The 26,314-nt window shown below is 41.5% G+C and carries 27 protein-coding genes and 1 riboswitch; of the genes, 21 read left to right on the plus strand and 6 right to left on the minus strand.

The annotated features are described in order from the left end of the window. Positions 1-29: 29 nt before the first annotated feature. A complete protein-coding gene (locus tag ACIQXR_RS09145) occupies positions 30-347 on the minus strand; it encodes a hypothetical protein (RefSeq protein ID WP_402867925.1) in 318 nt (105 codons plus the stop codon). A gap of 136 nt (positions 348-483) precedes the next feature. Beyond that, a complete protein-coding gene (locus ACIQXR_RS09150) occupies positions 484-1,680 on the minus strand; it encodes an FtsW/RodA/SpoVE family cell cycle protein (RefSeq protein ID WP_402867926.1) in 1,197 nt (398 codons plus the stop codon). Positions 1,681-1,967: 287 nt separating this feature from the next. Here ACIQXR_RS09150 and ACIQXR_RS09155 point away from each other — a divergent pair, with 287 nt between their 5' ends. The 5 genes from ACIQXR_RS09155 (at position 1,968) to ACIQXR_RS09175 (ending at position 8,150) form a co-directional block, all read left to right on the plus strand. After that, positions 1,968-3,068 carry an SDR family oxidoreductase gene (locus ACIQXR_RS09155; RefSeq protein ID WP_402867927.1) on the plus strand — a complete coding sequence of 367 codons (1,101 nt, stop codon included), beginning with the start codon at positions 1,968-1,970 and terminating at the stop codon, positions 3,066-3,068. Between the two features lie 16 nt (positions 3,069-3,084). Next, positions 3,085-4,647, plus strand: coding sequence for an aldehyde dehydrogenase family protein (locus ACIQXR_RS09160; protein ID WP_402867928.1), 1,563 nt, complete (start codon positions 3,085-3,087; stop codon positions 4,645-4,647). A gap of 54 nt (positions 4,648-4,701) precedes the next feature. Continuing rightward, a riboswitch (yybP-ykoY riboswitch) is annotated at positions 4,702-4,802 on the plus strand. An 88-nt stretch (positions 4,803-4,890) separates the two neighbouring features. After that, positions 4,891-5,655 carry a TerC family protein gene (locus ACIQXR_RS09165; protein WP_402867929.1) on the plus strand — a complete coding sequence of 255 codons (765 nt, stop codon included), beginning with the start codon at positions 4,891-4,893 and terminating at the stop codon, positions 5,653-5,655. A 372-nt stretch (positions 5,656-6,027) separates the two neighbouring features. Then, on the plus strand, positions 6,028-6,771 hold the full coding sequence (gene sigI, locus ACIQXR_RS09170) for an RNA polymerase sigma factor SigI (RefSeq protein WP_402867930.1): 744 nt from the start codon (positions 6,028-6,030) through the stop codon (positions 6,769-6,771). Further along, entirely contained in the window at positions 6,768-8,150 is a 1,383-nt protein-coding gene (locus ACIQXR_RS09175) for an anti-sigma factor domain-containing protein (protein WP_402867931.1), read from the plus strand. Before sigI ends, ACIQXR_RS09175 begins: the two co-directional genes overlap by 4 nt. 48 nt (positions 8,151-8,198) lie before the next feature. Here ACIQXR_RS09175 and ACIQXR_RS09180 read toward each other — a convergent pair whose 3' ends face one another. Further along, positions 8,199-8,396, minus strand: a complete 198-nt coding sequence (locus tag ACIQXR_RS09180) for an alpha/beta-type small acid-soluble spore protein (RefSeq protein WP_402867932.1) — start codon at positions 8,394-8,396, stop codon at positions 8,199-8,201. A 226-nt stretch (positions 8,397-8,622) separates the two neighbouring features. On the opposite strand from ACIQXR_RS09180, the gene ACIQXR_RS09185 reads away from it, so the two are divergent. The 14 genes from ACIQXR_RS09185 to ACIQXR_RS09250 all read left to right on the plus strand — a co-directional run bounded on the left by ACIQXR_RS09185 (position 8,623) and on the right by ACIQXR_RS09250 (position 22,413). Further along, positions 8,623-9,975 (plus strand): TrkH family potassium uptake protein, encoded by a 1,353-nt coding sequence (locus ACIQXR_RS09185; RefSeq protein WP_403079838.1) that lies wholly within the window; start codon positions 8,623-8,625, stop codon positions 9,973-9,975. Between the two features lie 171 nt (positions 9,976-10,146). Further along, positions 10,147-11,484: an ATP-binding protein gene (locus ACIQXR_RS09190; protein WP_403079840.1), complete on the plus strand. Its 1,338-nt coding sequence runs from the start codon at positions 10,147-10,149 to the stop codon at positions 11,482-11,484. A gap of 141 nt (positions 11,485-11,625) precedes the next feature. Then, positions 11,626-12,795 (plus strand): acyl-CoA dehydrogenase family protein, encoded by a 1,170-nt coding sequence (locus ACIQXR_RS09195; protein WP_402956487.1) that lies wholly within the window; start codon positions 11,626-11,628, stop codon positions 12,793-12,795. After that, positions 12,792-13,565 (plus strand): SDR family oxidoreductase, encoded by a 774-nt coding sequence (locus ACIQXR_RS09200; protein WP_403079842.1) that lies wholly within the window; start codon positions 12,792-12,794, stop codon positions 13,563-13,565. The genes ACIQXR_RS09195 and ACIQXR_RS09200 overlap by 4 nt, the downstream gene beginning before the upstream one ends. Positions 13,566-13,598: 33 nt before the next feature. Next, positions 13,599-15,209, plus strand: coding sequence for a long-chain-fatty-acid--CoA ligase (locus ACIQXR_RS09205; RefSeq protein ID WP_402956080.1), 1,611 nt, complete (start codon positions 13,599-13,601; stop codon positions 15,207-15,209). Positions 15,210-15,283: 74 nt separating this feature from the next. Continuing rightward, positions 15,284-15,847: a TetR/AcrR family transcriptional regulator gene (locus ACIQXR_RS09210; RefSeq protein ID WP_402867937.1), complete on the plus strand. Its 564-nt coding sequence runs from the start codon at positions 15,284-15,286 to the stop codon at positions 15,845-15,847. A 26-nt stretch (positions 15,848-15,873) separates the two neighbouring features. Further along, entirely contained in the window at positions 15,874-16,761 is an 888-nt protein-coding gene (locus ACIQXR_RS09215; protein WP_402956082.1) for a 3-hydroxyacyl-CoA dehydrogenase family protein, read from the plus strand. Then, complete coding sequence (locus ACIQXR_RS09220) at positions 16,758-17,537, plus strand: enoyl-CoA hydratase/isomerase family protein (protein ID WP_402867939.1); 780 nt, start codon at positions 16,758-16,760, stop codon at positions 17,535-17,537. The genes ACIQXR_RS09215 and ACIQXR_RS09220 overlap by 4 nt, the downstream gene beginning before the upstream one ends. Before the next feature lie 17 nt (positions 17,538-17,554). Then, positions 17,555-17,956, plus strand: coding sequence for an acyl-CoA thioesterase (locus tag ACIQXR_RS09225; protein ID WP_402867940.1), 402 nt, complete (start codon positions 17,555-17,557; stop codon positions 17,954-17,956). Positions 17,957-17,986: 30 nt separating this feature from the next. Continuing rightward, positions 17,987-19,045 carry a phosphotransferase family protein gene (locus tag ACIQXR_RS09230; RefSeq protein ID WP_402956084.1) on the plus strand — a complete coding sequence of 353 codons (1,059 nt, stop codon included), beginning with the start codon at positions 17,987-17,989 and terminating at the stop codon, positions 19,043-19,045. Positions 19,046-19,049: 4 nt separating this feature from the next. After that, a complete protein-coding gene (locus ACIQXR_RS09235; RefSeq protein WP_402956086.1) occupies positions 19,050-19,811 on the plus strand; it encodes a 2-phosphosulfolactate phosphatase in 762 nt (253 codons plus the stop codon). Between the two features lie 35 nt (positions 19,812-19,846). Continuing rightward, on the plus strand, positions 19,847-20,626 hold the full coding sequence (locus ACIQXR_RS09240; RefSeq protein ID WP_402867943.1) for an SDR family NAD(P)-dependent oxidoreductase: 780 nt from the start codon (positions 19,847-19,849) through the stop codon (positions 20,624-20,626). 14 nt (positions 20,627-20,640) lie between these two features. Beyond that, positions 20,641-21,420, plus strand: coding sequence for an enoyl-CoA hydratase/isomerase family protein (locus ACIQXR_RS09245; RefSeq protein ID WP_402867944.1), 780 nt, complete (start codon positions 20,641-20,643; stop codon positions 21,418-21,420). Between the two features lie 15 nt (positions 21,421-21,435). Then, a complete protein-coding gene (locus ACIQXR_RS09250) occupies positions 21,436-22,413 on the plus strand; it encodes a quinone oxidoreductase family protein (protein ID WP_402867946.1) in 978 nt (325 codons plus the stop codon). Between the two features lie 50 nt (positions 22,414-22,463). On the opposite strand, the gene ACIQXR_RS09255 is transcribed toward ACIQXR_RS09250, so the two are convergent. After that, on the minus strand, positions 22,464-22,799 hold the full coding sequence (locus ACIQXR_RS09255; RefSeq protein WP_402867948.1) for a DUF3905 domain-containing protein: 336 nt from the start codon (positions 22,797-22,799) through the stop codon (positions 22,464-22,466). 120 nt (positions 22,800-22,919) lie between these two features. On the opposite strand from ACIQXR_RS09255, the gene ACIQXR_RS09260 reads away from it, so the two are divergent. Next, a complete protein-coding gene (locus ACIQXR_RS09260) occupies positions 22,920-23,078 on the plus strand; it encodes a hypothetical protein (protein ID WP_402867950.1) in 159 nt (52 codons plus the stop codon). Beyond that, a complete protein-coding gene (locus ACIQXR_RS09265) occupies positions 23,079-23,219 on the plus strand; it encodes a hypothetical protein (protein WP_402867952.1) in 141 nt (46 codons plus the stop codon). Positions 23,220-23,258: 39 nt separating this feature from the next. Here ACIQXR_RS09265 and ACIQXR_RS09270 read toward each other — a convergent pair whose 3' ends face one another. Continuing rightward, positions 23,259-25,019 carry a B12-binding domain-containing radical SAM protein gene (locus ACIQXR_RS09270; protein ID WP_402867954.1) on the minus strand — a complete coding sequence of 587 codons (1,761 nt, stop codon included), beginning with the start codon at positions 25,017-25,019 and terminating at the stop codon, positions 23,259-23,261. Between the two features lie 172 nt (positions 25,020-25,191). After that, entirely contained in the window at positions 25,192-26,244 is a 1,053-nt protein-coding gene (locus ACIQXR_RS09275; protein ID WP_402867956.1) for an acyltransferase family protein, read from the minus strand. Between the last annotated feature and the right edge of the window lie 70 nt (positions 26,245-26,314).

The following is a 26,314-nucleotide window of genomic DNA, read 5'->3' on the forward strand; positions in this document are numbered from 1 at the left end:
AAACGAAAGGTTTTTCTTCACCGCTTTTTTTACATTACAGACTCTTCTTTTGAAACAATACTCCATCCGTTCGCCAAAAGCTTATCTATATAATCTTCGATAGGCAATTCCTCTAAATCTATGGCCACGGGTTTCATAGATACATAGCATTCATCTTTCTCATAATTAACAGTGACTTTTACGACCTCGTACCCATTATGATACTTAGCATCAAATCCAGGGTCCTCGATGATATCTCCTAGAAAGGGACGAAAGGATGATTCAAATGTTTTCATTACAACTTCGGATCTATTTTTTTCCTTATGTTCCTTGGAAGACGTTAAAAAAATGAACAGTTTAATTTTCATCAGTACCTCTCCTTTTCTAAAGTATAGTAAGCAGTAGCTACCCTTTGAAGTTCTTGAAATAGGAAAGGCTGCCCCAAATGTCACCTTTGATGATGTTTGGGGCAGCCCTTTTTTTGTTAAATTGGTTTTATCCAATTCACTTGGAAGAGATAATATCTTCCGTTGGAACCGTCGTAATGACTTTTTCTTTTTGTTCAAGCAAGTTCATTCTCATCACGACATTTTGGTAGATACCCATTGAAAGCATCAGTAGGAGTAAGGATGAACCACCATAACTGATGAATGGAAGGGTAATTCCTGTAATGGGAATGAGCCCCGTCACGCCTCCAACATTAATGCCCACTTGTATGCCTATCATGGAAGATATACCAATCAAGAGAAGGCTGCCAAATGGGTCTTTGCATTTTGCAGAAAGGATGAAGCCCCTTAAGACGATGAAACCGAGTGTCAACAGGACGAAAGCCACACCGAATATTCCTAGCTCTTCCGCAATGATGGCCATGATGAAATCGGTATGGGATTCGGGAAGATAGCCATACTTCTGTACGCTGTCTCCAAGGCCGACTCCCGTAAGACCGCCAGAACCGATTGCAAATAAAGAGTTCACGAGTTGATATCCGTCTTCTCCGGCTGTACCGAAAGGATCAGCGAATCCGGTAAAACGGGATACCTTATTCTCGGTGAAAATACTCGAAAAATTCCCTGTCACTAGTACGCCTAGAGCTACAAGGCCGATTAATAGCATCGTAAGTATAGATAGCTTAAAGATACTTTTAAAAGACATGCCAGACGAAAGGACCATGGTAACTGCAATGAGAAATATGACGGCAGCCGTTCCATAGTCAGGTTGAATGGCAATTAAAAAGCAAATACCAACGAGAAACCCGATCGGTGGAATGACGGCTTTATCGATGCTGTTGATTCGATCCTGTCTTTTACCGTAAATGGCGGCCAGATAAATAATCATGGCTAGCTTGGAAAACTCCGCGGGCTGAATGGATTTTGTTCCTATCTTAAACCAGCTCGTAGCATTACCCGCCGTATGGCCGAAGATGAATAGAAGTAAAAGGATACCAGCCATTCCAAACATCATACTCATTAAAAACGTTTTGTGCTTGTACATCTTATAAGGAAGAATCATCGTCACGATCATGGCAATGAATGAGATGATAAAGGCCGTTTTTTGTTTTTCAAAGAAGAAATCCATGGACAAGCCGTATCGAGCAACTGCAGTAATCATGCTCGAACTATAAATCATGACTAAACCAAACAGACAAAGTAATGTGACTGCGATGAAAATTGGGAAATCATATGCTTTAATAATTCTTTTCACTTGTGCGCTCACCTCGAATATGTATGCGCGAAAAATTCGCCTTCTTATATAGTAACGGAAAATCGGTTAGATAGATAATGATTTTAATCATTTACTAGAATTTAACCTTAAAGAATCGAATATAAACACCCGGTTTATTTAATGCACATGAATACTACTATTCTCTATTTTCGATAATCTGGTTGGATACTCCTTTTAAAAAAACAATATTTTTCTTTTCGTCCCTTGAATAATAGTAATAATTTGTCAAATAACTTACAATTAAGATAATTAAAGGGAGGGATAGGATGGGACATATATACTTTTTTACTGGTTTTCCAGGGTTCATTAGCAATCAGTTGATTAGGGAGCTTATAAAACAGGACGAGGCAGTAGATAAAGTCTATCTACTTGTACTACCTGAGCAAATGGGAAAAGCGGAAGCGGAAATCAAGACAATAGAAAGTGAACTGGACGGGGCAAAGGTGCTATTCCAATTAGTGATAGGAGATATCACGAAAGAGAACCTCAATATCGCTGTTCCGGAGAGTCAAAGTCTTCAACAAGAAATCACGCATGTTTTTCATCTAGCTGCGATATATGATTTGGCTGTCCCGGAAAAAATTGCTCAGCTAGTCAATGTCGTTGGTACGAAGCATGTGAATGAATGGGTCAAAGGGATCCCCAACCTTGTGCGTTATACCTATTTTAGTACCGCTTACGTTGCCGGTAATCGGGAAGGTGACCTGTTTGAACATGAACTTGTACTGCCGAAAAGCTTCAAGAACCATTACGAGCGGACGAAGTATGATGCAGAATTACTGGTCGAGCAATTAAAAAGCGAAGTACCCACAACAATCATCCGTCCAGGGATCGTGAAGGGACACTCCAAGACAGGGGAAACCATCAAATTTGACGGGCCATATTTTATCCTCAACTTCCTAGATCGTCTAAGTTTCCTGCCTATGTACCCATATATCTCGTCGGAAAGGGAGACCGTTGTCAATCTTGTGCCAGTTGATTATATTATACAGGCAACCGCTTATCTGGCATTATATAAAGAAGGTGTAGGTAAGACGTATCATCTAACCGATCCGAGTCCTTGTAAAGCCACTGAGATTTATGAACTTTTTGTTGGTGAATTATATAAGAAGAAACCAAAGGGTCATATGCCAATGGCGGTAAGCCAGGCCTTTTTATCGATCCGTCCTGTACGGACATATTTAGGTGTAGAAAAAGAAGCATTGGATTACTTCACATGGCAGGGACGATTCGATTGTACAAAAGCACAGGCTGATTTAGCGGGATCTGGAATTGCTTGCCCGAATTTCAAGGATGGCGTACCGGCCATGGTCGAATTTTATTTAAGAAACAAAAACGAAAAAAGATACCAGATAAAAATAAGGTGAAGCAAGGGGAGACATTATGGAAGAACTACATAAAAAGTGGGAAGTGTATTCTCCGGCAACAGGAAAGAAAATAGCGGAACTTGATGAAACCCCACTGGAGTCCATTCCTCAATTATATATAAAATCAAGGCAGGCTTTTCTGAATTGGTCTAAACTACCCATCGCCGAACGCTTGAACTATTTAAAGCGCCTTCGTTTTTTGATGGTGGAAAAGATGGATGAACTAGCAGAAACGATTTCGAAAGATACGGGGAAGGTCAAGATAGAAGCGCTTGTGGCAGATATCATGCCAACGATAGATGCGATCAAGCATATTGAAAAACATGCTGCAAAAGCCCTTTCGAGGCAGAAGGCATCAACCCCACTCATGTTAATTGGTAAGAAATCCTATATTGAATATATGCCACGTGGGACGGTCCTTGTCATTTCACCTTGGAATTATCCTTTCCAACTGGCGATGGTGCCGATACTGAATGCCTTAATTGGTGGAAATACGGTCATTTCCAAGCCTTCAGAGGTGACCCCTTTAGTGGGTATAAGCATGGATGACTTGTTTCAAGAAGCTGGATTTCCGGAGGGCGTCATTCAATTTGCCCATGGCGGAAAAGAGCTAGGGGCGGCATTGACGGAACAAAAACCCGATTATATATTTTTTACCGGCTCTGTAAGGACCGGTAAAATTATCGGTGAAGTGGCGGCTAAACAATTAATCCCCACTACGCTCGAACTTGGTGGAAAGGATCCGATGATCGTATTTGGTGATGCCAATTTGGAACGTGCTGTAAATGGGGCACTTTGGGGAGCTTTTACTAACAGTGGACAGGTGTGCATGAGTGTGGAAAGGGTTTATGTGGAAAGGACCGTTTATAAAGAGTTTCTGTCCTTGCTGAAGGAAAAGACGACTGCTTTAAGGCAGGGTACACAATTAACGGACGATGTTGGTTCGATGACGTTCCCGGCCCAGCTTGATATCGTTGCAGACCACTTGGATGATGCACTGAATAAGGGAGCCATCATGGAATCCGGCAGCATTCCGCATGACTGGAAAAAGGGAAGTACTTATTTCATCCCACCGACCATTTTGTCCAATGTCGATCATTCGATGAAAATCATGAATGAGGAAACATTCGGCCCGGTTCTTCCTGTTGTGCCATTCGATAGTGAAGAAGAGGCGGTTCGTCTTGCGAACGACAGTCAATATGGACTTAACTCAAGCGTATGGAGCATGGATGAGGAAAAAGCGAACCGGGTGGCCCGTCAGTTAGTGACAGGAGCGGTGACCATCAATGATGTCTTGATAACCGTTGCCAATCATGGACTGCCGTTTGGCGGGGCAAAGCAAAGTGGTATTGGCCGTTATCATGGGGAACAGGGAATGCGGATATTCTGCCATGAAAAAGCGATCATGCAGGATAAAGGGAAAAAGAATTCGGAAATCCAGTGGTATCCTTATGAAGGGAAATACCCAAGATTTTTATCGCTGTTCCAACATTACTTTTCAGCCAAGACCAATTGGATCAAATTTGGAAGAGAATATATGGAATTATTAAAGATTTCCAAAGAAAAACGAAAAAAATGATTGTTATTTTTGCGGGTAGCACGTATACTACTAATATACTTAATAACTGATTTTCCTTTAATCAAAGGGGAGTAGCGTTAGGGTTCGCCCTAAAACAAAGTCGTCATTACGTGAATGGAGACATTCATCGGCTTTGTTGACATGATTTCATGTTCAGCAAGACCTTTGCCTATACGGCAGAGGTCTTTTTATTTTGCCAAATGCCGATAGGGAGGAAAATACAAACTATTGGAGGTAAAATATATGGAAGTATCATTATTATTGGAATATGGATGGGTCCTTCTTATCTTGGTCGGACTTGAAGGGATACTCGCTGCTGATAATGCAGTCGTCATGGCTGTCATGGTTAAGCATTTACCAAAAGATCAACAACGGAAAGCTTTGTTTTATGGATTGTTAGGAGCTTTTGTTTTCCGTTTTGCAAGTTTATTCCTGATTTCTTTCCTTGTCGACGTATGGCAAGTTCAAGCACTCGGTGCGCTTTACCTTCTCTTCATCGCTTTTCAGCATCTTTATAAGAAATATGCTGGTAAAGGCGAGGCTGAAGTCAAGAAACCTAAGAAACAATCCGGCTTCTGGATGACCGTCGTCAAAGTAGAAGTAGCGGATATTGCATTTGCCATTGATTCGATGCTGGCAGCCGTTGCATTAGCTGTTACACTTCCTGCTACAGGCTGGATGAAGGTCGGTGGAATTGACGGAGGACAATTTGCTGTCATGTTCCTCGGCGGGATGATAGGCTTGGTCATCATGCGTTTTGCAGCTAATGGATTCGTGAAGTTGCTTCATCAGCGTCCATCGCTTGAAACTGCAGCCTTCTTGATTGTAGGTTGGGTAGGGGTTAAATTGGCCGTCTACACGCTAGCTCATCCTTCCCTCGGCGTCTTAGAACAGCATTTCCCTGAATCAACCCTTTGGAAGTCAATTTTCTGGGTTGTATTAGTTGGAATCGCGGTTGGTGCTTGGGTCATTTCGAGTAAAAAAGAGAAACAAATTCAAGAAGTATAAAAAATGTCAGGCGTGAAAGTCACGCCTGACATTTTTTTGTGCAATGAAAATTAATCATTTTGTGGAAAATGACCGCGTTACCCACAAAAAAATAATCCTATTTTCGAAATTTATGCTTAAGAGTCAAATATTAAATTAAAGTAATAAAAATGACAAATGTCCTATGAAACCATTAGAAAACTTCGATTTTTTTATTGAACTGTAACTTTAATGTAATAAACGAGAAAAAACTAAGCATTTTATCATGTTATATCGAAAATTTAATCTGTGATTTTCGGAAAATAGGTCTTTTGGAACTGTCATTTAGGCTTGCTCCCCTTAAGATTAAGATGTTGATGCATTATTTTGCATCAATAGGAGCGAGGTGAACAAATGCTTGGTTTGTTGTTTACAGCATTCAAAAAAAAGCGTTCTTTAGAATCGACCGTCTTGAAAATTCAACAAGGCGATTTAAGCCTTCGAAATGATACCATAGAATCATTCAAGCCTTTTATAGCTAAAACCGTCTCATCCGTTTGCAGACGTTACATATATGAAACAGATGATGAATTCAGTATTGGATTGATTGCATTTAATGAAGCAATCGATAAATATTCTCCTGAAAAAGGAAGTTCGTTACTGGCATTTGCAGAAACCCTTGTTAAAAGGAGGGTTATTGACTATTTGCGGAGCCAGTCAAGACGTAAAGAAATGACTGTGGATCTTGCAGTGGACGAAGAAAATAACCAAAACCAAAGTTATTTCGATGATAAAAATTCCATACAAGAATATGAAAAGCAATTGGAATCAGAAAAAAGAAGTGAAGAAATTCATCTTTACATAAATGAATTAAAAGATTTTGGTCTGTCGTTTGACGATCTTGTCGAAGTTTCTCCGAAACATGCTGATGCTAGGAAAGGAGCAATCATGATAGCTAAAATGCTAATGGAAGATGACGAGTTAAAAGAAATCCTGTTTACCAAGAAACGTCTTCCTGTTAAGCAGCTAGAGGGTAGGGTGGAAGTGAGTCGAAAAACAATTGAACGGAACCGAAAGTATATCATTGCTGTGGCCATAATACTGAATGGGGATTTCCTGTACTTGAACGAGTATATTAAAGGGGTGATTAATGGATGAAAAAAGGAGTTGTTCTTTCTATAAATAAACGTTTTGTCACTCTTTTAACCCCTGAAGGCGAGTTCTTAAAAACTAAAAGGAAAGCCCGGCCCTATAAAGTAGGAGAGGAAATTACCTTTTCGACTGTTAAACCATCGTTTAATTTTTCTTTTTCCACCTTTCATTTTTCAGCAAAGAAAACCGTCGTGCTCAGCTTGACATCCAGTTTTCTTATTCTCATTTCCCTCCTTCCGTCATTGTTTTCTGACCATGTCTCGGCTTATATGACGATCGATGTGAACCCAAGTATTGAATTGGAACTTAATGATGAACTGGAGGTTCTCAAGCTCACTGGACTTAATGGAGATGGGAAGTTGGTGATTAGGGAAATTTCAAACTGGAAAGGCAAGAATGTTAAAACGGTCACGAATCGTATCGTGAAGACCACAAAACAACTTGGTTATTTGAAAGGGAAAAAACAAATTGTGGTTTCAACAACTTTATTGGATGAGAATAAAGAACTGGATAAGAACCTAAAATCAGAAATTAATAAAATCTCAACTCAGGATAATATCGCCCAAACAAAGCTGAAAGTTATCCCAGCAACAGAAAGTGACCGCAAACACGCAAGGGAGCAGGGGATTTCTACCGGAAAATATGTGGAAAAGAAGCTCGAGGAAAAGGAGAAGGAAAAAGGGGACACAAGGAAACCGGTACAGGGAAGTAACGCGAATCATTCAAGACACAGTGAAAATAATAGTAGCAAACGTGAATTACATAAAAAAGAAGCCGGAACAATACCTGAAAAAAATAAAGAGCTCGAGCAAAAGGAAAAAGCGGTAAAATCTTTAAGGGCTTCAGTAGAAGAGTCAACCAGAAAAAAGGAAGAATCGCCTCAGAAAAAACAAAAGGTGAATAATCCTAAAGTAAAAGCACCAAAGCAGGAGCCATCAAAGCCAAAGCCACAAAAGGAAAAAGCGTCAAGGCCACAGCCACAAAAGGAAAAAGCACCAAAGCCAAAGTCACAAAAGGTGAAAGCACCAAAGCCACAGCCGCAAAAGGAAAAGGCAGCAAAGCCACAGCCACAAAAGGAAAAAGCACCAAAGCCACAGCCGCAAAAGGAAAAGGCAGCAAAGCCAAAGCCACAAAAGGTGAAAGCACCAAAGCCACAGCCGCAAAAGGAAAAGGCAGCAAAGCCAAAGCCACAAAAGGTGAAAGCACCAAAGCCACAGCCGCAAAAGGAAAAAGCGCAAAAGCCACAGCCGCAAAAGGAAAAGGCGTCAAGGCAGCAACTGCCAAAGGAAAAAGCACCGAAACAACCACCCCATAAAGAAAAAGCAACAAAACAAAATAGTGAACATTCCCCTAAGAAAAATGAAATCGATTTTCACCATAAATAGAGCCCAGCTAATAGCTGGGCCCTTATCCATTATATTCAGTTAGGTTAATTATTGACCTTTAAGCTGAGATTGTGCCTGCTGGACAAGTCGTTTTGTGATTTCTCCACCAACCGAACCATTTGCTCGGGCTGATGTATCTGAACCCAATTGAACACCGAATTCTGAAGCAATTTCATATTTAATTTGATCTAAGGCCTGTTCAATTCCAGGCACAAGAAGTTTATTGCTGCTACTATTATTAGCCATTTTATTTTCCCCCTTATTGGTTCAGCGGTTTTTCCGCTGTAATTATAGTATGAGTAAAACGGTTGTTTTTACTTATAGGACGGATGTCAAATTTATTGGTAAACCTACCTTATTGTTGTAAGTAAGTCAGTTCCTAAAAGGTAATGGAAAAATCATCGAAAAAAGAGTACACTAAGATAGATTTTGTAACAATCATCGATTACGTAGAGTAAGAAAGGAAAACTGCATGGTTGCTATTAAAAAGCTATTATCAAAATTAACGCCAGCCCAACTTATCGTTGGTTATTACTTTATGGCCGTCAGTGTTTCTACAATACTGCTTAGTTTGCCAGTTGCTCTAAAACCTGGAGTGAGATGGGGATTCATGGATGCACTTTTCACTGCGGTTAGCGCAGTAAGTGTGACAGGATTAACCGTAGTCAATACAGCTGAGGTATTCAGTAACACGGGCTATTTCATCTTAATGTTCGTTCTCCAATTTGGCGGAATTGGCATAATGACACTTGGAACTTTTTTTTGGTTGATTTTAGGCAAGAAAATTGGGATCAAAGAAAGACAGCTGATCATGACTGACCAGAATCAGACTAATCTTTCGGGTCTTGTTAAGTTATTGATTCAAATTATAAAGATTTTTGTCGTAATTGAATTAATTGGAGCTCTTATTTTAGGTGTTTACTTCCTGAATTATTATCCAGATTGGAAGTCAGCCTTGGTCAATGGACTCTTTTTAGCGGTCAGTTCCACTACAAATGCTGGTTTTGATATTAGTGGTGTTTCCATGATCCCTTTCAAAAGCGATTATTTCGTCCAATTTATCACGATTATCCTCCTGATTCTGGGGGCAATCGGATTTCCGGTCTTAATCGAATTAAAAGAGTTTTTGTCGAATAGTTCGCGTAGTTATAAGTTTCACTTTTCCTTGTTTACAAAGCTCACCTCGGTGACTTTTTTTGGTCTTATCATTGGAGGAAGCATCCTTATCTATCTCCTTGAAATCAAGGGCTTTTTTCACGGGAAAAGCTGGCATGAATCACTTTTCTACTCATTATTCATGTCGTCGAATACGAGAAGTGGTGGCCTTTCCACGATGATTGTTAGCGAGTTTTCGGAACCGACCTTATTACTGATGAGCATTCTAATGTTTATTGGAGCATCGCCTAGTTCTGTAGGTGGTGGCATACGGACGACGACCCTTGCTATCATGATTCTCTTTTTGTGGAACTTCATGCGGGGGAGAAAGTCCATTAAAGTATTCAAAAGGGAAGTGCATCCTGATGATACCCGAAAAGCAACGGCTGTCATGATAATGGGTTCCTTGCTATGTATCCTGGCGATTTTCGTTTTGACTATAAGCGAGAACTTCACTTTGATGCAGATCATTTTTGAAGTTTGTTCCGCTTTCGGTTCAGTAGGTCTTTCGATGGGCATTACTCCGGAATTGAGTAATGTGGGCAAAGTTGTCATTATGATAATTATGTTTATTGGTCGGGTTGGAATTACCTCCTTCCTCTATATCATCGGTCATAAAGAAGTTACAGAGAACTACCATTATCCTAAAGAGCGTGTCATAATTGGCTGATTATTAAATAATAAAGATGAACCTTTCCGTTATTGGAGAGGTTTTTTTGGTTAATAGCAGGAATTGCAGATATTTTATGGAATTTTACTTTAAAGAGATTGTTTACCATATATAACCAAATCCAGAGCGAATCGGACAAAAAATTTTATTGTTAGTATGGGAGGTGTAAGATTGAATACCTATGTTGGCAGACTGGTTGTCCCCACCCTATTTTCCGCATTGCAACTACCCTATATAGTTTGGCTTTACGCCGAGTCACGGAAAGTCCCTGTAGTAGGAATATTCTATCTTGCCATTATTGCTGCCGTTGCATGGTTGTTAGGAGCCGTCTATGATAAAAAACAAAGGATCATTGAATTATTGAAAGATAGCGAAGGACGTTATCGCATTATTTCTAAATCCTCTAAAGAGTTGCTTAACAGCTTCAACGAAGTGATTTTTAAAACGGATGAAAAAGGGAAATGGCAATATTTGAATCCAGCATGGAAAATGATGAGCGGAAGGACTGTCAATGAATCACTGGGTCTCCATTTTTCAAAAGAAATAGATAAGACATCTTATCATCGCATTTTGAAAGCGTTTGCAAATTCCTTCCGTGAAGGAAAGCGATATTTCCGTGTCGACATTAAAATGAAGAATCGAAATAATGAAGGGTCTTGGGTAGAAGCGTTCGTTAAATTAGTCTATGACGACGGTGGTGAATTCATTGGGACGGCGGGCATATTATCGGAAATCAATGAAAGGAAACATGCAGAAGAAAAACTTGTAAGCCTGAATGAACATTTAGCCATTACCTCCAGCAAGTTATCCACAGCTGCCCAACTTGCAGCTGGTATTGCCCATGAAGTCCGAAATCCTATGACTTCCATCTTGGGGTTTGTAAAATTAATCAAAGATGGGTCTGAAAACAAACAGGAATATTATGATATCATTTTCTCGGAAATTAGCCGAATCGAGCAAATCCTCAATGAATTATTGTTACTTTCGAAGCCTAGTAAAACTGAATTTTCGGAAAAAAATCTAATCGGTATTTGCAATCATGTTTTAACGTTGTTGGAGACAAATGCTGTTCTTAATAATATCCAAATTCATAAAAACTTTGATGAAGACCCGATTTTAATTTACTGTGATGAAAATCAAATCAAGCAGGTACTAATTAACCTTATAAAAAATGCGATTGAGTCCATGGCGAATGGTGGTAACATTTTTGTCAATATTCAAGAAAAGGATCACGAGGTTTCAATAGGCATATTGGACGAAGGGGAGGGAATACCAGAACACTCGATTCAAAAAATTGGCGAACCATTCTTCACGACGAAATCGTCAGGTACGGGGTTAGGTCTTTCTGTATGTTTCAAGATCATTGAAAATCATGGGGGAAAAGTGTTCATAACAAGTGAGAGAGCAAAAGGAACGAAAATTGTTTGTATCTTTCCTACCTGCAAAACCAGTGAAAAAAAGGAGGTACCTTTTAAAATAATGAATCAATTTTCAGAAAATAAAATTTAATTATTGAAAATATTGTAAAAATAATAATATAATGGAAAAGAATGAACATACCGACCAGTTAGTTAGTAAAAGGGAGGAATGAATGTGAATTTCGAACACACTCAAAAAGTGAAGGACTTAGAAAAAAAGTTAATCGGTTTCATGGAACAACATGTCTATCCAAATGAGGCCGTCTATCAAAAGGAATTAGAAAAACAAAACAGTCGCTGGAGTGCCATACCGCCCATTTTATCTGAATTGACGGGTAAAGCGAAGGAAGCTGGACTTTGGAATTTGTTTTTACCTGATAGTGAACACGGAGCAGGTTTAACCAATCTTGAATATGCACCACTTTGTGAAATCATGGGAAGATCCATGATAGGACCCGAAATATTCAACTGTAATGCACCGGATACGGGAAATATGGAAGTTTTGGTTCGTTATGGAACGGATGAGCATAAAGAACGCTGGCTTAAACCCTTGCTTGCCGGGGAAATAAGGTCTTGTTTTTCGATGACTGAGCCTGAAGTGGCCTCTTCCGATGCAACTAATATTGAATGCAGAATTGTAAGGGAAGGTGATGAATACGTCATCAATGGTCGAAAGTGGTGGTCATCTGGGGCTGGAGATCCGAGGTGTAAAATTGCAATTGTCATGGGTAAGACCAATGCCGAAGCACCCAAACATGAGCAGCAATCGATGATTCTGGTGCCGCTAGATACACCCGGCGTCAAAATTGAACGTATGCTTTCTGTTTTTGGTTATGACCATGCTCCACATGGACATGCTGAAATCACATTTACTAATGTCAGGGTCCCTTCTGAAAACATCCTCTGGGGTGAAGGGAAAGGATTTGCCATTGCTCAAGGAAGACTCGGACCTGGCAGGATCCATCACTGCATGAGGCTAATCGGTGCAGCTGAAAGAGCACTTGAAGAATTATGTAAGCGTATACAAGAACGTGTAGCATTCGGTAAGCCTTTGTCGAAACAGGGGGTGATCATGGAGTGGGTGGCCGATTCGAGGATTGAAATTGAACAAGCCAGACTTTTGACTTTAAAAGCTGCTTATATGATGGATACTGTTGGAAATAAAGAAGCGAAAGCTGAAATAGCCATGATAAAGGTAGTAGCTCCCAATATGGTATTGAAGGTGATAGACCGTGCAATCCAAGGCTTTGGTGCTGCAGGGGTTTCAGGTGACTTCCCGCTTGCTGCCCATTGGGCCAATGCTAGAACATTGCGGCTAGCGGATGGCCCAGATGAGGTACACCGTCAACAGGTGGCTAAAATCGAACTTCGTAAGTATCAAAAGGATGAGGTGAAAATATGAAAATAACCGAGTTATTCGACTTAACTGGAAAGACGGCGATAATTACTGGCGGTGGAAGGGGATTGGGCGAACAGATAGCGACCGGTTTTGCCGAGGCTGGGGCCAATGTCGTCCTGTGTTCAAGAAAGAAGGCCGCGTGCGATGAAGTTGCCGCCCGCGTGGAGGAACTTGGCGTAAAGGCGCTTTCCTTTAAATGCGATATCACAAATCCTGCCGACGTACAAGAAGTCGTGAATGAAACGATCCGGAAATTTGGCTCCATCGATATCTTGGTGAATAATAGCGGTGCATCCTGGGGAGCATCGGCCATCGACATGCCCCTTGAGGCCTGGAACAAAGTGATGAATGTGAATGTAACGGGTACCTTTATCATGTGCCAGACTGTTGGCAGGATCATGATTGAGCAGGGATATGGAAAAATCATAAACATCGCCTCGGTTGCCGGTCTGGGCGGTACGAATCCAAACATACTGGATGCCGTTGGCTATAATACGAGCAAGGGAGCGGTCATAACCTTGACAAAAGATTTAGCCGCTAAATGGGGTCAACATAATATCAACATAAATGCGATAGCCCCGGGTTTCTTTCCCACAACCATGACGAAAGGCGTGCTAGCTAAAGGGGAAAGTCCTATTCTCGATTCCACTCCGCTCAAAAGATTAGGCAACGAGGATGACTTGAAGGGTGCTGCTGTATACCTCGCCTCAAAAGCTTCAGATTATGTGACGGGCAATATCCTGATTGTTGATGGCGGTTCTCATGTCATATAGAAAATAGAATCAAAAATGGCTGGAGGGTATGTAATGAATAATAAAAGATGGCTGTCCGTTTATCCTGATTCAATCTTGAAGGAAATTGAAGTCCCTGAAGTCCCGGTGCAACAGATCCTCCAAAAGGCATTTGAGTCCTATCCAAGCAACACAGCGATCACTTTTTATGGGAGAAAGATTTCGTACAAAGAGCTCTTCTTTGCATCACAGGCTTTTGCTTCCGCCCTTCAAAAAAAGGGAGTGCAAAAGGGTGATCGCGTTGCCCTCATGCTACCTAACTGTCCTCAATACGTTATCGCCTATTATGGGGCCTTGACGGCAGGGGCAATCATTACCCAAGTCAATCCAATGTTGGTCGAAAGGGAGCTTCAGCAAATTCTACAGGATTCCGGAGCCGAGACGATTGTCATTTTAGATGGATTGTATCCAAAAGTGAAGAGCGTACACCCCAATGGGAATGTGAAAAATGTCATTGTAGTCAGTCTCCAGCCATCTGAAGCGGATTTTCAACCCGATGTTGCTTTTGACCAGTTTTTGAAAACGGGTGACGGTAACATAATCCCTGTTTCATTTGATTCTGTAAATGATATAGCCGTCCTTCAATATACAGGAGGAACAACGGGACGATCCAAGGGTGCCATGTTGACGCATCGCAACATCTTGGCCAATGTCATTCAGTCTTATGAATTTTTTAAACATGAGTTGAAAATGGGAAGGGAACGAACGTTGACGGTCATCCCGCTTTTCCATGTGTTTGGGATGCAGTCTGCAATGAATTTGTCCATTTATACTGCGGGGGATTCGATTATGCTCCCTCGTTTTGAAATAGAAGAAGTACTTGAAACAATCAAGCGTGAACAGCCAACTACTTTTCCTGGAGTACCGACAATGTACGTCGCTTTGACGAATCATCCTAAAGCCGAAGAATACGGCATGGATTCTATACACCTTTGTAACAGTGGCAGTGCACCGATGCCCGTTGAGTTGCTTCGTGAATTCGAGAGGAAATCAGGTGCGAAGATATTGGAAGGATATGGACTTTCAGAAGCATCCCCAACCACACATTGCAATCCGGCGTTTGCTGAAAGAAAGCCAGGGAGCGTGGGGATTGGTTTCCCATCGACGGATTATAAAGTAGTGGACCTGGGGGAGGGATTGAGTGAAGTATCACCAGGGGAATTGGGAGAACTGGTGGTTAAAGGCCCACAAGTGATGAAAGGGTACTGGAACATGCCGGAGGAGACAGCGGTCACATTGAGAGATGGATGGCTTTATACGGGGGACATCGCCAAAGTGGATGAGGATGGATATCTCTATATTGTAGATCGGAAAAAGGATTTAATCATTGCTAGCGGATATAACATTTATCCGCGTGAAGTGGAAGAGGTACTTTATGAGCATCCAGCCGTCCAGGAAGCGGTGGTAATCGGAGTTCCAGATGCGTATAGGGGAGAAAGCGTAAAAGCGGTACTTGTTCTTAAAAGTAACCAGGAAACCAGCGAACAGGAAATCATCGATTATTGCCGGAAAAACTTATCGGCTTATAAAGTCCCTCAATTAGTTGAATTTCGAGATGCACTTCCAAAAACAAATGTCGGGAAGATTTTAAGGCGCGCTTTAAGAGAAGAAATGACTAGGAAATAAGAAGAGGCATGATTGTACGAAAGCGTATGGTATCAATTCAACTGATAGTTTAACAGAATGCGGGGATTACACACATGAAAGATAAAATGACGGAACATGGCATACGCTTATTCGAACAGAAAGGCTTCAGCGAAACGTCCATTCAGGATATTGTCGAATCGGTAGGGGTGACAAAAGGAACGTTTTATTATTACTTTACAAGTAAAGAACAGCTACTGATGGATATTCATCTCGCTTATATCAATGAACTGCTAATTGGGCAGGAAACGATTCTTCAGGATACTAGTAAAGGATGTAAGGATAAGCTGTTCGATATGGTTTATATGCTTTTAAAAAGCATCAAGTCCAAAAAGTCGAGTGCAACCATCTTTTTCCGCGAAATGAAAAACCTCAGCAAAGATAAATTGGATCAAATCCTTCCGAAGCGGGATGAATTCCGCAATAAAATAGAAGGATTGTTGATAGAGGGGGGCAAACGGGGGGAATTCCGTTCTACTCTTGATACCTCTATTATCTCATTTGCCATTTTGGGTGTGGTCAATTGGAGTTATCAATGGTTCGACCCTGATGGAAAAAAGACAGATCGGGAAGTGGCCGAAATATTCATGGAAATGATTTTACATGGAATTAATGAATAAACGAGTTAAAAAGGGAGGGTGACTCAATGTCGACCAATAAGATACAGTCGATATCGGTAATCGGGGCAGGACAGATGGGACATCAAATTGCGATGCTTGCTGCCCTAGGCGGATTCAATACGGTATTACAGGATGTCCAGGACACTGCTTTGCAATCGGCAAAGGAAAAGTTAGAGGCAATCATGAATAAATGGGTGCAAAAAGGAAAGCTGAGTGAAGACAGTAGATTGGCAGCCTTCACCCGTCTTCAATTTACGACCGATTTGAATAAAGCCGCCAGCAATGCCGATTTGATTATTGAGGCGGTAGTCGAAAAAATTGAAGTGAAGCAGGAGGTCTTCGCTAAACTAGAGCAATTTGCACCGGCAAACACCATTTTTGCGACAAATAGTTCGACTATCGTGAATAGTTTACTTTCCGGGGTGACGAACCGTCCGGATAAGTTCATCAATATGCATTTCTTTTTCCCGCCTCTTGTCATGGATTGCGTGGAAGTGGTCATGAGTGATCAAACATCCGAAGAAACAGCGAAGCTTGCATTAGAAGTCACGGAGAAAATGAATCGGACAGGAATTTTACTACGCAAGGAAATTTCCGGGTTCGTCGCAAATCGCATATTGGGGGCGTTGCAACGGGAAGCCCTTTATTTATATGAAGAAGGGATAGCGGATTATAAGGACATCGATTTGATTTGCCGTAAAGCTTTAAGTCACCCCATTGGCCCATTTGAATTGATGGATTTGTCTGGTATTGATGTGGGTTACTACGTTATGCAGCAACGTTATAAAGAAACAGGTAATCCAGAAGATAAACCTAATGCCTGTATAGAGGAAAAGGTGAAACAAGGTAATTTAGGAAGGAAAACTGGAAAAGGCTGGTACGACTATACAAATCAAGGAGTGAAGAATGTATGACAAACTTAGTGAGAGTGGAAAAAGAAAATCAGCTTGCGATTGTGACAATTGATAATCCGCCGTTGAATGTGATCAGCAGACAGGTATTTCAAGGATTGTCCGAAGTTTTCACACAACTTAAAGATGATAATGAAATTGTTGCCGTGCTCATTACCGGGTCTGGAGATATGGCGTTTGCCGCAGGTGCGGACATAAAAGAATTCCCACAAATGATGGGCAATCCAAATATGAAGGAGACGGTAAGAGAAAGCCATGGGGTTTTAACTCAGATTGACCAATTTCCTAAACCGACCATCGCTGTTTTGAATGGAATGACTTTAGGTGGTGGATGTGAATTGGCACTGGCTTGTGATTTGCGTGTTGCCGAAGTAGGCGTGCAAATCGGTTTACCGGAAGTGAAATTAGGGTTATTTCCAGGAGCTGGGGGCACGCAGCGTTTGTCGAGACTTGTAGGAAATGCTAAAGCGAAGGAAATGATCTTTACTGGAGATCCACTTTCTGCTCAGGAAGCAGAAAAAATTGGGCTCGTCAATAAAGTCGTGGATGTGGGAAGCGCGTTAAACGAGTCTAAAAAGTTGGCATCCCGAATGACGAGGCATTCATTACAGGCCCTATCAAGGATTAAGAAGGCCATCAATGAAGGGAGCGAATCCACACTTGAACAAGGGTTGGAGCTTGAAACGAATCTTTTTGAGGAAATCTTTCAAACGGAAGATGTGAAAGAAGGAGTTGCAGCATTTTTGGAAAAGCGGAAACCCGCGTTCTCCCATCGCTAAAAATTAGGAGGTATATTATGCATGAACTTAATGTGAACGTGCGTTTTTCTGAAACGGATGCATTGGGACATATCAATAACACCAGTTATTTTATTTATCTTGAAGAGGCCCGAATGAAATTCTTTGAAGCGCTGGGATTGGCCTCGAATATCGAAGACTGGAATTTCTTACTTGCTTCGACAAAATGCGATTTTATTACCCAAGGGTACTTTAACCAACTCTTATCCGTTCGAACATATTTGACAAAGGTAGGGACGAAAAGCTGTGAGATGAGCCATGATATTATTTGTTCGCAAACGGGAGAGACCATCGCAAAAGGAACGGCGATATTGGTTTGCTTTAATTTCGGGGAACAAAAAAGCGAACCCATTCCTGAAACGATTAAAGAAAGATTAGTCTCGCATATTGTCCATAGCTAGTTTACTAAAGTACAAGGGGTGAAGGGAACGATGGATGATACCATTCCTGTTCGTTCAGGGGAGGAGCTCGGTGTTAAAAGACTAGAGGCATTCCTCCAGGAAAAGATAGTGGATTTGCCAAATGATCCATTGGAAGTGCAACAGTTCTCGACAGGATATTCCAATTTGACCTATCAACTTAAAGTCGGTGAGTGGGAAGCAGTATTGAGGAGACCTCCACTTGGTCCGGTCGCTCCAAAAGCCCATGATATGAAACGGGAGTACCATATTCTTTCTTCCATCCATCCGTATTTTCAAGCAGCGCCTGAACCCATCCTGTTTTCGGATGATGTCTCGGTTGTGGGCTCCCCTTTTTTTCTAATGGAAAGAAAACATGGAATAGTAATAGATTCCATGTTTCCTAAAGATATTGTCCCGACTGTGGAAAAGTGCCGTCAACTATCCACTATCATGGTGGATCAGCTTGCGGATCTTCATTCCATTCCATATGAAAAGACGGGATTAGCTCAAATTTCAAAGCCTGATGGATTTATGGAGAGACAGGTACACGGGTGGATTTCCCGATATGAACGGGCAAAGACGGATGAAATCAAGGAAGTGGGACCGCTCGTTGCTTATTTACAAAAGAATATGCCGCGTTATAGTCAAACCTCGATCATTCACTATGACTTTAAGATCAATAATGCGATGTTCAACCAGAATTTAAGCGAGATGGTCGGTCTTTTTGATTGGGAAATGTCGACGGTCGGTGATCCGCTGGCTGATTTAGGCGTTGCCTTAAGCTATTGGACGGAAAGTGGCGACCCAGAAATGGTCAAATCCGGTTTGGGCCAAGCATCGCTTACTACTATGGATGGTTTTTTATCAAGGAATGAATTTATCGAAGCCTATGCTGTGAGAAGCGGTAGAGACGTTTCTACCATCGATTATTATTTGACATTTGGCTATTTCAAGTTAGCTGTGATTCTTCAGCAAATCTATTATCGGTATGAATTGGGGCAGACCAAGGATATACGCTTTTCTTCATTGGGGAAAATGGTGAAAAGTTTAATTACTCATGCTGCCCACGTAGCCGCAAAGGAAGCCTGATTAGATGAAACAGACGATGCAGCATATACACTTGCTATTGAAAAAAGAAGAAATCAACAGGGACAAGCTTCTAGATGGGGAGAAAGTCGCCATCGTACTAGATGTGCTATTAGCAACCACGACCATCGTGTCTGCTCTTCATAATGGAGCGGAGCAGGTAATCCCTGTCCTGAGCCCTGCCGATGCCGAATTGAAAAGCAAAGATATGACTCAAGGGGAATGCCTCCTTGCCGGGGAAATGAGGGCCCAACCTATTGAGGGCTTCATCTATCCGAGTCCGACGCTGTTGAATAAGCTAGTTCAGGGTAAAACGCTTGTCTTATCGACAACTAATGGCACAGTGGCCCTACAAAAATCAAGTTCGGCCAAAAAGGTGTATATTGCCTCTTTACTGAATAATCCATCCGTTGCAGAAAAAATCAAAAACGTTCACCAAACGGAAACCATTGTTATTGTGTGTTCGGGCAATTCGGGTGAATTCAGTATGGAAGATTTTTATGGGGCCGGCCATTTGATTCATTGTTTGGTCAATGGGACACAAGATGCGTTCCTGTTAAATGATGCAGCGAAAGCAGCATGTGCCTTTTATAGCACGAATATCAACAGTGCCTTTGAAATCCTCCAAACTTCGCATGTTGGTCAGCTGTTTGAAGATCATGATTTAAATGGCGATTTGAGGTTGGCAACTCAAAAAGGGTCGATAACCCTTGTTCCGGAGTTGATAAATGGAAAAATACAAACTGTGAAGAATAGGCAGCAGACATAAAGGGTCGATAAGGTAAGAAGGAAAGGTGTGAAACAATGAGATTCTCACAATCCATTGCTGTAATAACAGGTGCAGGTTCGGGTATTGGGAAAGCGACAGCATTAAGGTTAACGGATGAGGGTGCACAGGTTTTATTAGTAGGAAGGACGAAAAGGAAGCTGAAAGAAGTGGCGGCTGAGATCAATGCCCGCCATACTATCCCGCTGGCTGACATTTTTCCTGCTGATGTTACGGATGAGGAAGACGTTAAAGAGCTGGCCATGTATGTTACCGAACAATACCGGGATCTTCATATTTTGATAAACAACGCGGGAGGATCGAGGTCCTCCAAACTTTTAGATACCTCCACAGAAGTCTGGGATATGATCCAAGATGTCAATTTGAAAAGTGTCTTTCTTGTCTCAAAATATTTAGGGAAGGTGATGAAAGAAGCGGCAAGCCATGAACTTGACTCTGCCGGCAATCGGGCCATCGTCAACACGGCCTCACTATCCGCCCATCAAGCAGGGGCCCATATCCCGCATTACAGTTCTGCTAAAGCTGGTGTACTTAGTCTGACGAAGTCATTGGCACTTGAACTGGCTCCATACGGAATCCGGGTTAATTCGGTATCACCGGGATTCATTGAAACTCCATTAACGGAGGATGGCTTGCAGAATGAGAAATTCCTGAAGTCGATACAAAGAAACACGGTCCTCGAAAGAGTAGGGAAGGCAGAGGAAATCAGTAACGTCATCGCATTTGTCGCTTCACCTGAAGCCTCATACATGACAGGCACCGATATTTTAGTGGATGGTGGATGGTTAATCAAATAAAGGGGGATGAAGACATGTTAAGAGAACATTTATTAACGGAGGTTTCCAATCATGTATTGCTGGTGACTTTGAACCGGCCTGAAAGTTTGAATGCCTTTAGTCCGGATATGATAGCGGACTTAACCAATACGATTGTTGATGTTCGGCAGAATTCTCAAATAAGAGCCATCGTAATCAGGGGAGCCGGACGGTCATTTTCCGCCGGAGGGGATGTCAAATCGATGGGCCAGGCCACTGCCGTACAAATGTATGACCATGTCGGTAAACTGAATGATTGTATATTGGCGATGGATTCCTGCGAGGTTCCCATTATTGCCGCGGTACATGGATTTGCTGCAGGGGCTGGTTTTAATTTGGCACTTGCTTGCGATTTAATCGTGGCTGCAGAGGATAGCCAATTTGCTATGAGTTTTTCAAAGGTAGGGTTAATTTCGGATGGAGGTGGTTCATACTTTTTACCCAAATTAGTGGGACCGCATCTTGCCAAACAACTCTTTTTCTCGGCCGAACCGATTTCGGCCGAACGTTTACATCAGTTAGGCGTTATCAATCATGTATTTCCATTGAATCAACTTGAAGAAGAAGTGTTAAAGATAGCCGACAAGCTGGCACATGGGCCAACAAAAGCCTATGGAATGATGAAAAAACTTGTGAGTCATTCGTTTACGGCTTCACTTGAGGAAATACTTGAACAGGAACGGATTACCCAAACCCTAATGGGGACAACTGAAGATCATATAGAAGGGGTTACTGCATTCAAAGAGAAACGAAAGCCGAAATATACGGGGAACTAAAAGAGGGGGAAGAAGATGAAAGCCATACAATTTGAAGCCTATGGTGGACCTGAAGTTCTAAAGTTGACAGAAAAGGAAAAACCCACGCCTACCGGATATGAAGTGTTGATTGAAATTGACTGTGTCGGGGTTAACTATGCCGATACAGCCCGGCGAGAAGGGCAATATGTCGTACCAACGCCGCTCCCGTTTATTCCAGGTGCAGAAGTGGCAGGGGTTGTGGTGGAAGTAGGCGAAAAAGTAACCAAGATCAAGGCTGGAACTAGGGTTGTGAGTTTGATTGAATCAGGCGGCTATTCCGAATATGCCTTGTCCAATGAATTCTCCGCCATTCCATTACCGGCTGAAATCTCTTTCCATGATGCGGTTGCTTTACCCCTTCAAGGGCTAAGTGCGTATCACATCTTAAAGACGATGGGACGCCTGCAGGCTGGGGAAGCGGTACTTATCCATGCAGCAGCCGGGGGCGTTGGAACGATTGCAGTCCAGCTTGCAAAGATTTTCGGGGCAGGGAAAGTAATTGCCACAGCTAGCACCGAAGAAAAACTGGAACTCGCAAAAGAGATGGGGGCGGACGTACTCATTGATTATACGAAAGAGGGATGGGAGCTCGAAGTGAGAGAGGCGACAGACGGTAAGGGCGTGGATGTTGCCCTTGAAATGGCAGGAGGGGACATTTTCAATAAGACCCTGAAATGTCTGGCTCCTTTTGGTCGCATAGTCGTTTTTGGCAATGCTAGTCGTGAGCTATATACGATGAATCCTCAGAATTTAATGCGCCGTAATCAATCCGTCATAGGTTTTTTCCTACCCCAGATCATGAAAAGACCGGATTTGCTTGTACCGAGTATCGAAGAACTTTTCTCTTATGTAGCCTCAGGTAAACTAAAGATGACCATCGGAGGTATTTATCCAATCGAACAGGCTGCAGCGGTTCATGAAGAAATGAACGCGCGTCAAACGAAAGGGAAATTGATTTTGCAGATTAAATAAGGAAAAAGGGTGTCCTTGAAGTTTCAGGATGCCCTTAAATTTGCGAGAGCTTAATCCGTTTCCGAGCTGACATCTTTATCGGGATGGAAAAAAGGGGCTTGAGGATCTCGTTTGGCTTCTAATAGTTCCCGATTTTCAGTCGAGTTCCAGCCAATATCATTTGTCGGGTGGACCCATTCATCACCAGCCATGATTTCCGGGTCTGTATCCTCACTCCAATTTTCAAGCGGTGAATTGTCTGAGGCGTACTTGCTGTCCCCAATGACCACTCCATACTCATTCACAAATGGTGCTTCTGGTTTTATTCCAGTGTTTTTGAAGCTAGGTGCATTGATTTGATGTGGCTGAGTATCTGATAAAATTGGGTTATCAAGTTTTTTCTTCATTATATCCTCCTCCGTTTTTAGTCTTAATGTACGCGAATGACGATATATTATCCGTGAATAATTTTGAACGGAATTACCCCATTCTATAATGTTAACTTTTTTTATAGAGGTGGAATGAAAATGAAAAGGAAAGCCAATGTTGATGGGGCTGTAAAAGCCAGTAAAACGCCGAAGAAGAATCAAGGAATAGATGAATTTTCAAATGAATTTGCAGCCGATGAAAATGTCATGAAGGGTGCAAACCGTAACTCTAAACAAGGCAGAAAAGGAAGAAGTTAAATGAATAAACAAACACGTAAACAACCAGAGAAAAAAGATAAGGCCCAGTACGTACGAACGGAATTCGGTATGGAATTTAGTGAAGATATGAATGCAACCGAGATCTATGAAATACTGGCCGCGAAAAATAACAAAAAGTAAATAAGGACGGACCCCACAAACAGGGGTCCGTCCTTATTCTTATTGTATTGTGCTTTCAGCCTTAGATAGTGAAAAGATGCGAGAACCTTTACCACTTGGATCAAAATAGGCAAGCATGATGGAAGGTTGTTCAATTATGGTCCCATCCGTTAAGTAGGTTTCTAAATCAAACGGAAGTTCTTCAATCAAGGTATGCTTATATATTTCCTTTTCGTTCAGTTGTAAATCCCTGAAATCGGTTCCTAGGTGCTCGGGATGCTTAAGAATTTCTTCATAAATCTTAGAACGGCCATGTTTATCTAAAGAGGCTTCCCACCAAGGTTTACGTGGCTTATATTTTTGATTCTTAAAGTAATCCAATTTCATGAGACCGATGACATTATTCAATTGATCGGTTTCCCTTTTAATCAAAAATAGCTCTAATCGCTTGAATAAATCTTCAAGCTGATGCCCAATGCGTGACCAGCCCTGCTCATCCCAATAGGTGCCGAATTCCTGGAAGAAGTCGAATGGGGAGGTAAATACCGTTTCTACAAGAAACTCGGTTGTATGGTTCATTCGATGATCGTTCCAGTATTTTTCAAGGACATCTTCGACTTGTTTAATGCGGACAATATCATCAAAGGTTAAAACATTGTTTCCCAGGATTTCGTAAGGGGCATGATCACTGTAAATATAATCGTGTTCATCCGCTCTAATTCGCAGCCCAGTGCCACGCAACATTTTTAAGAATCCGAGTTGCATCTCTTCGGGGCGTAGTGCAAAAACATCATTGAAGGTCTTTCTGAATGAAAAATAATCTTCTTCAGGCAGGCCAGCAATTAAATCGAGATGCTGATCTATTTTCTGTCCGTCTTTTACCATCGTGACAGTTCGGGTCAACTTTTCGAAATTCTGTCTTCTCATCACGAGATCATTTGTATGATCATTCGTAGACTGTACACCGATTTCAAAACGGAACAATCCGGCAGGCGCATGATCGTTCAAGAATTGAATGACTTCCGGGCGCATGATGTCAGCCGTGATTTCGAACTGAAAAACGACTCCAGGTTGATGCTCATCAATTAAAAACCTGAACATCTCCATCGCATAGCTCCGGCTAATGTTAAAGGTACGATCGACAAACTTAATCGTTCTTGCCCCATTATCCATCAAATACCTGATGTCTTCTTTAATTTTTTCGCGGTCAAAATAGCGCACACCCACTTCAATCGATGATAGGCAGAACTGACAGCTGAACGGACAGCCACGGCTTGTCTCGATATACGTCACCCGTTTGGATATCTCATTACGATCTTCCTCTAAACGGTATGGTGAGGGAAGGGATTTCAGGTCCACCTTGCCATTCTGGGGCTGAATCACCTTTTTACCATCTTGCCGATAAGCAATTCCACTAACTTTCTTATAGTTGTGTTCCCCTTCAATTTCGGAAAGCAGGTCCTTGAAGGTTACTTCCCCCTCGCCAATGACAATAAAATCAGCACCTGGAATTTGATCTAGCCAATCATGAACATCGTAGGTCACTTCAGGACCACCGAGGATGATAACCAGTTCAGGATTGATCTTTTTAAGCATCGCCACGACTTTCATGGTTTCTTCGATATTCCATATATAACAACTGAATCCGATTACATCCGGCTTTTTGGAATAGAGGTCGCCGACGATGTTCATAATCGGATCTTTGATGGTGTATTCCGCAAGCTGTGCATCGTATTCCGGTTGGGCATAAGCCTTCAGGTATCGTATGGATAGAGATGTATGGATGTATTTTGCATTAAGAGTACTAATAATTATATTCATAAAAAATGGCGCAATGAAAGCGCCTATCTCCTTTCGTGTACATGTTATCTAAAAGCCAACAAGCACTAACGAATAATTGTACCATAGTCTCTTGGTTTTGGAAAACCACTTACAGTATAAAATGTTAAATAGAAGAAATTAAAAGGACAACCCTATGGCTGCCCTTTTTGTTCTAAAACCTGGTAGTAGATTGTTTATGTTCTTTACTAGGCTTTATATATTCTTTAACTTTACGAGCGAACTGTTTGGTCCTGGATATTTTCAATTCGATAATGGGCTGTGCCATGGAACCTATGATTTCGCTTGAAAGCATAACTGTAATCAAGAAGGAAAGCCCGGCTAGCATGATGAAGCTTTCGGTGTTACTAAAGTATTCCTGAAGGGTGCTTTCACGGAAAAAACGAATGAAGAAGCCGTGAAGCAAGTACACATACAGGGTTTGCTTACCCCAGTTGGTAAAGAAATATTGTTGTCTTGGGATAAAGGATAAAAAGCTAAACACTGTAATGACACTTAATCCGTAAAAACCAAGACGTTTAAACATGGATATGATGGACGCTTCCTCTAGCTCGGAATAGGGCTTAGAGCCAAGCAACCATTTATAATTGATATCTGCTTTTAAATAAAAACCGATGAAAACAACAAGGATGATAGAGAGTGATGCTATATGGACTTTAGGTGTAAATAGTCTTTTTAAATGATCTTTGTTTAAATGATACCCAATTAAAAACATGGGGAAAAATACAAACGTTCTCGATAAGCTTAGGAAATTGGAAATGAAGTCCACATATCCAATTAGCAAGGCGATTAGGAACGATAAACCTATACCGACAAGCGGCTTCAGTTTAGAGAAACCGAGAAGCATGATATTCCAGCAAAATAAACTGATCAAGAACCACAAAGACCAATGGGGGGTGAGCATGTCTACATTGAAGGAAGAACGATCATAAAGAAAATAATAGTACACTGTGTAAATGATTTGGAAAATGATATAAGGTACGATCATTTTCATGGTGATTTTCGCTAAATACCCTTTTTGATAAAATCCTTTTGCAAAAAAACCGGAAACAAGGATGAAGGCCGGCATATGGAAGGAATAAATGGTTTTGTAAAGTGCATAAATCGTTTCACTATCGTTTATATAGGTGTTCAACAAGTGTCCAAAAACGACAAAGCCCATGAGAATGAACTTAGCATTGTCAAAGAAAAAATCACGTTGTTTCATAGTTGCCTCCAAATATTTATTTTTAGGAGAAGAAATCATTGTATCTCTATACCCTAAAAATAGAGATTGA

The sequence above is a fragment of the Peribacillus sp. NPDC097224 genome (assembly GCF_044761985.1).
Lineage (GTDB): Bacteria > Bacillota > Bacilli > Bacillales > DSM-1321 > Peribacillus.

Excerpts from the sequence above, each read along its gene's own strand:
- ACIQXR_RS09155 (WP_402867927.1), top strand. The coding sequence starts at position 1,968 with ATGGGACATATATACTTTTTTACTGGTTTTCCAGGGTTCATTAGCAAT.
- ACIQXR_RS09210 (WP_402867937.1), top strand. The coding sequence starts at position 15,284 with ATGAAAGATAAAATGACGGAACATGGCATACGCTTATTCGAACAGAAA.
- ACIQXR_RS09260 (WP_402867950.1), top strand. The coding sequence starts at position 22,920 with ATGAAAAGGAAAGCCAATGTTGATGGGGCTGTAAAAGCCAGTAAAACG.
- ACIQXR_RS09255 (WP_402867948.1), bottom strand. The coding sequence starts at position 22,799 with ATGAAGAAAAAACTTGATAACCCAATTTTATCAGATACTCAGCCACAT.
- ACIQXR_RS09220 (WP_402867939.1), top strand. The coding sequence starts at position 16,758 with ATGACAAACTTAGTGAGAGTGGAAAAAGAAAATCAGCTTGCGATTGTG.
- ACIQXR_RS09145 (WP_402867925.1), bottom strand. The coding sequence starts at position 347 with ATGAAAATTAAACTGTTCATTTTTTTAACGTCTTCCAAGGAACATAAG.
- ACIQXR_RS09240 (WP_402867943.1), top strand. The coding sequence starts at position 19,847 with ATGAGATTCTCACAATCCATTGCTGTAATAACAGGTGCAGGTTCGGGT.
- ACIQXR_RS09250 (WP_402867946.1), top strand. The coding sequence starts at position 21,436 with ATGAAAGCCATACAATTTGAAGCCTATGGTGGACCTGAAGTTCTAAAG.
- ACIQXR_RS09235 (WP_402956086.1), top strand. The coding sequence starts at position 19,050 with ATGAAACAGACGATGCAGCATATACACTTGCTATTGAAAAAAGAAGAA.
- ACIQXR_RS09225 (WP_402867940.1), top strand. The coding sequence starts at position 17,555 with ATGCATGAACTTAATGTGAACGTGCGTTTTTCTGAAACGGATGCATTG.
- ACIQXR_RS09185 (WP_403079838.1), top strand. The coding sequence starts at position 8,623 with ATGGTTGCTATTAAAAAGCTATTATCAAAATTAACGCCAGCCCAACTT.
- ACIQXR_RS09165 (WP_402867929.1), top strand. The coding sequence starts at position 4,891 with ATGGAAGTATCATTATTATTGGAATATGGATGGGTCCTTCTTATCTTG.
- ACIQXR_RS09195 (WP_402956487.1), top strand. The coding sequence starts at position 11,626 with ATGGAACAACATGTCTATCCAAATGAGGCCGTCTATCAAAAGGAATTA.
- ACIQXR_RS09180 (WP_402867932.1), bottom strand. The coding sequence starts at position 8,396 with ATGGCTAATAATAGTAGCAGCAATAAACTTCTTGTGCCTGGAATTGAA.
- ACIQXR_RS09200 (WP_403079842.1), top strand. The coding sequence starts at position 12,792 with ATGAAAATAACCGAGTTATTCGACTTAACTGGAAAGACGGCGATAATT.
- ACIQXR_RS09270 (WP_402867954.1), bottom strand. The coding sequence starts at position 25,019 with ATGAATATAATTATTAGTACTCTTAATGCAAAATACATCCATACATCT.
- ACIQXR_RS09215 (WP_402956082.1), top strand. The coding sequence starts at position 15,874 with ATGTCGACCAATAAGATACAGTCGATATCGGTAATCGGGGCAGGACAG.
- ACIQXR_RS09160 (WP_402867928.1), top strand. The coding sequence starts at position 3,085 with ATGGAAGAACTACATAAAAAGTGGGAAGTGTATTCTCCGGCAACAGGA.
- ACIQXR_RS09230 (WP_402956084.1), top strand. The coding sequence starts at position 17,987 with ATGGATGATACCATTCCTGTTCGTTCAGGGGAGGAGCTCGGTGTTAAA.
- ACIQXR_RS09205 (WP_402956080.1), top strand. The coding sequence starts at position 13,599 with ATGAATAATAAAAGATGGCTGTCCGTTTATCCTGATTCAATCTTGAAG.
- sigI (WP_402867930.1), top strand. The coding sequence starts at position 6,028 with ATGCTTGGTTTGTTGTTTACAGCATTCAAAAAAAAGCGTTCTTTAGAA.
- ACIQXR_RS09275 (WP_402867956.1), bottom strand. The coding sequence starts at position 26,244 with ATGAAACAACGTGATTTTTTCTTTGACAATGCTAAGTTCATTCTCATG.
- ACIQXR_RS09175 (WP_402867931.1), top strand. The coding sequence starts at position 6,768 with ATGAAAAAAGGAGTTGTTCTTTCTATAAATAAACGTTTTGTCACTCTT.
- ACIQXR_RS09265 (WP_402867952.1), top strand. The coding sequence starts at position 23,079 with ATGAATAAACAAACACGTAAACAACCAGAGAAAAAAGATAAGGCCCAG.
- ACIQXR_RS09245 (WP_402867944.1), top strand. The coding sequence starts at position 20,641 with ATGTTAAGAGAACATTTATTAACGGAGGTTTCCAATCATGTATTGCTG.